Here is a 6,251-nt window from a genome sequence, read left to right on the forward strand (position 1 = left end):
AACCCATCCAATTATGCATAAATCAAAAAACTGATAAACGATGTGGAATAAACAAAAATTAGCGGCTTTTGACGGAGCACTATTTAAAAAAGTGATCCAGTTGATTGAAAATTACATTGAACAAGGGGTATTAATAGCGGGTGAGAGATTACCATCAGAGCGAGAGTTGGCTAAAAATCTGCACGTTAACCGCTCCACTATTGTCCATGCGCTAGATATCTTAACTGAACGTAATGTATTGGTTCGTAAGCAGGGTAGTGGAACCTTTATTAATGATCAAAAATGGGGGCTTCAAGCTTACTCCACCATTAACTGGCGACTGCCAGCCCATTTCTATCAAAATCGCAAAAGTGTATATCAACAAAAAGTATTTCAGACTCGTCAGCAAATGGCGAACATCTGTGATTTGGCTAATGGTGATTTACCAACTCATATGATGCCCAAATTAATGTTACCCAATATCACCTCTCATGAAATGGTTGCTTATGAAAAGCAAAGCGACATATTGCAATTGGGTCTACCTACACTCAAAGTGCAGATCGCCAATTATATGTTGAACCAATTTGGTATGATGGTTGATACCGATCAAATTTTAATAACCTCAGGAACGCAGCAATCCCTCTTTTTAATTACTCAAGGATTATTAAAACCTGGCGATGCAATAGGCATTGAATCACCTTCATATTTCTATTCATTACCACTATTTCAAGCAGCAGGCTTGCGGTTATATGGTATTGAGTGTGATGCTGAAGGGATAACCTTAGAGAGTTTACAAAAAGTCAGTTTAGAACGGCAAATTAAATGGTTATTTCTAAATCCAATATTTCAAAATCCAACGGGATGTGTGATGAGTAATCATCGAAAAAAACAGATATTGGCATTTTGTCGAAAGCAGTGTATTGGTATTGTTGAGGATGATGCTTATAGTGGGTTAACTTTTGATCAAAAGAGTCAAATCGACCCGATAAAAAAATATGATACCAGTAATCAAGTTATCTATTTAGGATCATTATCCAAATATATTGGTCGCAACATACGTATTGGTTGGATGATTGCACCGAAAGAAATTATCGAAAAACTAGCCAATATAAGGCATCACATTGACTCAGGATTAAGTATATTACCGCAACTTTTAGCTGAAGAATATTTGACTCATCACTACCAATCCCATCAAGAATGGTTACGCCAGCAATTAAAACAAAAGGCTAACCAACTAATAGATTGGCTTGATGACTATTTTAAAGGTGACATCAATTACCAGATACCCACAGGCGGTTTTCATCTATATGCCCATTTGCCCGTTAGCAGTCAGGCGCAGGAGTTGGCTATTTTAAATCAATTACTAGCAAAGCATATAATAGTGTCACAAGGCACTGACTTTGGGGATCGAGTTGGCGCTATACGTTTAAGTTATGGTCATTTTGCAAAAGATTTGATGAGATAAAGCGAACTAAGTTTTTATTGATTGTTCTAACAGGTATTTGGCGTTAATAAATAGATCATAACTGCTCAGACAAACAGGCAGGGTTAATCGGTAAACTTCAAATCTCATTATTGGATTGAATCTCAGCTAAATAATCACAAAACTATCAAAAAATCGCGGTTTTTATGCCTTATTAGCTACATTATATGATATAACAATTTGCGTTTGATATAAGGCATTCGTAGCAATAACATTTATTATTAAAAACCATATCCGATTACTTAAAATAGATTCACATAAAAAATCTTATCATTTTATTTACAAAATATTATCTGAAACCACGGTACACTAATATTTAACTCACTTGTTATATATGTTAGATTATTTGCTCCTTTCATATATAAGCAGGTAGGCTGATTTTGAATCTTTCTCCAAAAGCTTTTCACTATTTGGGTGTTATCGCAACACTTGCATCATTAGGAATGTACGTATCGTATATCCCACAAATTATCGACAATCTTCATGGATTTAAAGCTAATCCAACTCAACCTTTAGCGGCAGCAATTAACTGCTCATTATGGGTCTGTTATGGCTTATTACGACAAAAAAAGGATTGGCCAATTGCAATAGCTAATTTTCCAGGGGTATTATTTGGTTTAACCGCGTTTATTACTGCTTTATAAATTCTTGTTTTAACTCCCTTATATTTTCTTTATACAGCATAATATATGCTGTATTTTTTTATATTCACAATTCTTGTGAAATAGGCTAGATAATTGTTACTCAAAAATTGAGAAATCAGAGAAGATTAAAAATTAACCTTGCATATAACTTATTAATTATTATATTGTTATGGAGTTATCAACAGGTTTGTTAAATACTTATCAAATAATAAAGTGAATAATTTAATCGATTAATCTAATCGATTAATCTAATTTATCGATTTACTATTGTTATCTAATAGTGATTAGACTATAGTAAAAGTCAGCCTATTTTTTAGGCTGGATTCATCTTCAAAATCTATCAGAATGTTATTTATACAAAGATTAACTAAATTTGATGATTAACAAATGAGTTTTATAAAATAAGGAAATCACCATGGCTGATATTAATCTTTCCGATGATTTGATAAAAGATTTTATCTACTCAATGTACCGTAAAGAGGTATTATTAAATTTAAAAGGTGTGGTTTTGACTGAAGAAGATCGCAAACAACTCCACGCAAAAAGAGACTTTGTAAATCAATTATCTGAAGCCGAATTATCCGATATTCGCTCATGGGTTCTAGATAAATTAAAATTACTTGAAAACCAACACCAAGAGCAGAATTAACTAAAAAATCTATACTAAGCTAGCTTTTTCAAATCTATTGATAAAATTTATTTGCAGCGTTATTCAAAACGATATGGACAGTTTAAACAATCGTTTTATAATGCATCAGTTACTCGATAATCTTAAGGAAAGATCATGAAAAAGTTAGCAGTAGTGTTATTATTAGGTCTCCCAGTTATTGCATCTGCGTCCAATTGTGACGAAATTAGTGCAAATATCGCCGAAAAAATTAAAAATAACGGTGTTAATGAAAATAGCTTCCAATTAAAACTTGTTCCTCAAGATGAACAAAATATTGAAGGTAAAATCGTTGGATCATGTGATCGAGGTAAACAAAGCATTGTTTATATTCGTACACCATCATCAAAATCAGTTAAAGATGAGCCTGAAACACCTGTTGAAATCACACCACAACCCGTCGAGTGCTACAGCCCTAGTAACGCTCCAGTTCAAACGCCAGCTTCGGCACCAGTAGAAAAAGTTCAAACTCCAGAGCCGACTTCTACAGAATCTCAGGAAACTGAACAAAAAGCAGAATAAACGAAAATTTAAGTAACCATTTTATAAATTTTATAATTTGTTTAACCGGGGTGCTATAGGCTGAGATTATACCCGTTGAACCTGATTCGGTTAATACCGACGAAGGGAGTTTAAAACACGTCTATTATAGAAATCTGTTTAACTCCTTATAGCGAATTTGTCAAAAAGGAGTCATTATGCCATCATTTAACTCACTGATTGAATCAAGCGAGTGGAAACACTATATTCAACATGATTTTGTTCAACAATTAGGAAAAGGCACATTAGACTTAACCTGCTTTCAATACTACCTTAAACAAGATTATCTTTTTTTAATCAACTTTTCCCGAGCTTGGGGACTTGCAGTATATAAAAGTCACGACATTGCTCAAATTCGTCAATCATTAGAGAGTTTAAAAATCATTGTTGAAGTTGAACTCGATCTGCATATTGAATATTGCAGAAAATGGCACATATCTGAATATGAACTAAGCACATTAAAGGAAGCCAAAGCCAATAGCGATTATACACGTTATGTGCTTGATATAGGATTACACGGCGATATATTAGATATACACATAGCAATGGCACCCTGTTTAATTGGGTATGGCATGATTGCCAATTGGATTCAAGGTTGGGACGAAAACAACCCATATCGCTCTTGGATTGAGATGTATGCTAGTAAGGAGTTTCAACAAGCAGTACAAAAAGAGATTGCTTGGATAGAAGGACAATTACTTAATATTAGTGAAAACCGATTTAAACAATTAAGCCAAATATTTAAGCAAGCGACGCAATTGGAAATAAATTTTTGGCAAATGGCATTGGATAAAAGTGACTAGTAAACAGCATGTTTTACCATTTTAGATAAAACATGCTGAGCATGAATTATAAAAGTTGTTGATAGTTTTGCTTGGTTACATCATCCCAAACACTTGCTTGGACTTGCCCAATATGATGTTGTTGTAAAAGCAACATAGTTAGTCGAGATTGTCCAATCCCGCCACCAATTGTCTGTAAAAAATCACCATTAGCTAATGCCTTATGCCAAGCATATTGGAGACGATCTTCATTATTGGTTAATTTTAATTGACGCTTTAACGTCTCAGGATCGACGCGAATACCCATTGACGAAATTTCAAAACCACTATTTAAAACTGGATTCCAAACTAAAATATCACCATTTAATCCTTTAGACCCCATCTCATTATCGCTACTCCAATCATCATAATCAGGGGCGCGCACATCGTGTTTTTCTTTATTTGACAAATCACCACCAATACCGATTAAAAATACTGCGCCTAACTCCTTAGTAATCGCATTTTCGCGCTCTTTTGGTGACAAATTAGGATAACGTTTTAATAACTGTTCACTATCCATAAAAGTGATCGACTCTGGTAAAAAACAAGAAAGATGATATTTTTCTGAAACCACTTTTTCTGTAGCCTTAATAGCACTATAAATCTTCTCTACCGTCTGTTTCAAATAAGCAAGATTCCGATCTTCAGGACGAATCACTTTTTCCCAATCCCATTGATCGACATAAACAGAGTGAATAGGGGAGAGCTTATCTTCATCAGGGCGAAGCGCTTTCATATTGGAATAAATACCTTCACCAATTGGAAAATTATGTTGGCTCAATATTTTGCGTTTCCATTTAGCGAGTGAATGAACCACTTCAAATTGTGCATCAGGAATACTCTTAATATTAACCTGTACCGCCTTCTCAGTCCCAGATAAATTATCCTGAACACCATCACCAATTTGACTTAAAAGTGGGGCTTGAACTTCAATTAGTGATAAATTATTAGCTAATTGCTCAGCAAAAAATTGTTTAACAAAATTGATCCGTTGTTGCTGCTCTTTAAATGATATCGTCATGTCTCATCTCAAAAAGTGAATGGGTTAGTGACGATAAATTAAACTAGAAAACAGAAATATGCAAGTTAGAACATATTCGGACTTTTTATAAAGCGCTAAGCACTATAATCAAATTCACGGATTTCCGATGCGGGCAAGGACTGCATCACACATTAAACGTAAAAAATGAAATTAAATTACCCAATAATACAATATATTAGGTAATTATGCTTCATCATATAGGTAAAAGATAATTGAGTTAATTATTGATTAAAATAGGAGGAAACAATATGGGTTAAATTTGGCTTTTGCCATTTTGCGATGAACACAAAATTAGGTACTATAAATGGATACCTTTTGTTTCCAGCCATAGTAAATTCAAATTTACTGGTAATCCAGCCTTTCTTGAACTTGAAATTTGAAATTGATGTCATTGGTATTCGAATAACATCATTCGTTAAATCTGCACCGAGAGTTAAGCCAATTAAAATAATTTCATCGGAATTAAAATAAATAAGGTAGTGTTTAATATCAAAAGCGGCTGCGCGCGGAAAAAGTGCAAATTTCCAAAGTTTTGGGTGGATAGAACCATAAATTACTGATGAGCTATTAAAATCGGGTAATTCAAGTTTTTCAAATAAGGCTTTTATTTTTTCTAGTTTTAACCCATCATTCATGTTAATACTCCCTTGCGTTGAAAATTTACTCTTAATTAACACATTGTTTTTATTAAAAATCGAAGATTTTAATAAGTTGAGGGGATTGATTATAAAACTATTAAAAACTAATTAAAATAGAAATGTAGTAAGAGATCATAACTATCATATAGAAAAAATTCAGACTTACGAATGGATGAAATATGATCAGATAAGTTATTGCATAAAATCCTTTCGTAAAGGGAGAGGATATGTATTTAAAAATTAAATAGTCGAAGAAATCATAATAAGCGATTAAGCGGCTTAGCGATGTTTTAATCACCCGCCTAGGCGGGTTTATTTTCGAGGTATTTAGTAGCAAAAAAGTTGAGGAACAGGGTTTTTGATCTTCTAAATTCCACTTCAGAACTATTTAATGATCAACATCATTAATTCTAAATGCTAAGATAAAATTTTTCAGG

At 33.4% G+C, this 6,251-nt stretch carries 7 protein-coding genes and 1 riboswitch; of the genes, 5 read left to right on the forward strand and 2 right to left on the reverse strand.

The genetic code is table 11. From position 1 onward, the window contains the following. Positions 1–40 precede the first annotated feature (40 nt). The 5 genes from J3U09_RS10250 to tenA all read left to right on the forward strand — a co-directional run bounded on the left by J3U09_RS10250 (position 41) and on the right by tenA (position 4,116). Entirely contained in the window at positions 41–1,444 is a 1,404-nt protein-coding gene (locus J3U09_RS10250; protein WP_267358143.1) for a PLP-dependent aminotransferase family protein, read from the forward strand. 398 nt (positions 1,445–1,842) lie between these two features. Next, the gene (locus tag J3U09_RS10255) at positions 1,843–2,106 is read left to right on the forward strand and encodes a SemiSWEET family transporter (RefSeq protein ID WP_081299490.1); all 264 of its coding nucleotides are present in this window, start codon (positions 1,843–1,845) and stop codon (positions 2,104–2,106) included. 415 nt (positions 2,107–2,521) lie between these two features. Next, complete coding sequence (locus J3U09_RS10260; RefSeq protein ID WP_065562626.1) at positions 2,522–2,755, forward strand: hypothetical protein; 234 nt, start codon at positions 2,522–2,524, stop codon at positions 2,753–2,755. Between the two features lie 135 nt (positions 2,756–2,890). Next, on the forward strand, positions 2,891–3,295 hold the full coding sequence (locus J3U09_RS10265; protein WP_065562625.1) for a DUF1161 domain-containing protein: 405 nt from the start codon (positions 2,891–2,893) through the stop codon (positions 3,293–3,295). Positions 3,296–3,331: 36 nt separating this feature from the next. Next, positions 3,332–3,420, forward strand: a riboswitch (TPP riboswitch). 51 nt (positions 3,421–3,471) lie between these two features. Continuing rightward, positions 3,472–4,116, forward strand: a complete 645-nt coding sequence (gene tenA, locus J3U09_RS10270) for a thiaminase II (RefSeq protein ID WP_267358145.1) — start codon at positions 3,472–3,474, stop codon at positions 4,114–4,116. Between the two features lie 46 nt (positions 4,117–4,162). On the opposite strand, the gene asnA is transcribed toward tenA, so the two are convergent. Then, complete coding sequence (gene asnA / locus J3U09_RS10275) at positions 4,163–5,155, reverse strand: aspartate--ammonia ligase (RefSeq protein WP_267358147.1); 993 nt, start codon at positions 5,153–5,155, stop codon at positions 4,163–4,165. A 242-nt stretch (positions 5,156–5,397) separates the two neighbouring features. Beyond that, positions 5,398–5,811: a hypothetical protein gene (locus J3U09_RS10280; RefSeq protein WP_267358148.1), complete on the reverse strand. Its 414-nt coding sequence runs from the start codon at positions 5,809–5,811 to the stop codon at positions 5,398–5,400. Between the last annotated feature and the right edge of the window lie 440 nt (positions 5,812–6,251).

This window comes from Gilliamella sp. B2889 (assembly GCF_026536885.1).
Classification (GTDB): domain Bacteria; phylum Pseudomonadota; class Gammaproteobacteria; order Enterobacterales; family Orbaceae; genus Gilliamella; species Gilliamella apicola_E.

Bases quoted from the DNA above. Each gene is read 5' to 3' on its own strand.
- J3U09_RS10265 (WP_065562625.1), top strand. From the start codon at position 2,891: ATGAAAAAGTTAGCAGTAGTGTTATTATTAGGTCTCCCAGTTATTGCA.
- J3U09_RS10280 (WP_267358148.1), bottom strand. From the start codon at position 5,811: ATGAATGATGGGTTAAAACTAGAAAAAATAAAAGCCTTATTTGAAAAA.
- tenA (WP_267358145.1), top strand. From the start codon at position 3,472: ATGCCATCATTTAACTCACTGATTGAATCAAGCGAGTGGAAACACTAT.
- J3U09_RS10250 (WP_267358143.1), top strand. From the start codon at position 41: ATGTGGAATAAACAAAAATTAGCGGCTTTTGACGGAGCACTATTTAAA.
- J3U09_RS10260 (WP_065562626.1), top strand. From the start codon at position 2,522: ATGGCTGATATTAATCTTTCCGATGATTTGATAAAAGATTTTATCTAC.
- asnA (WP_267358147.1), bottom strand. From the start codon at position 5,155: ATGACGATATCATTTAAAGAGCAGCAACAACGGATCAATTTTGTTAAA.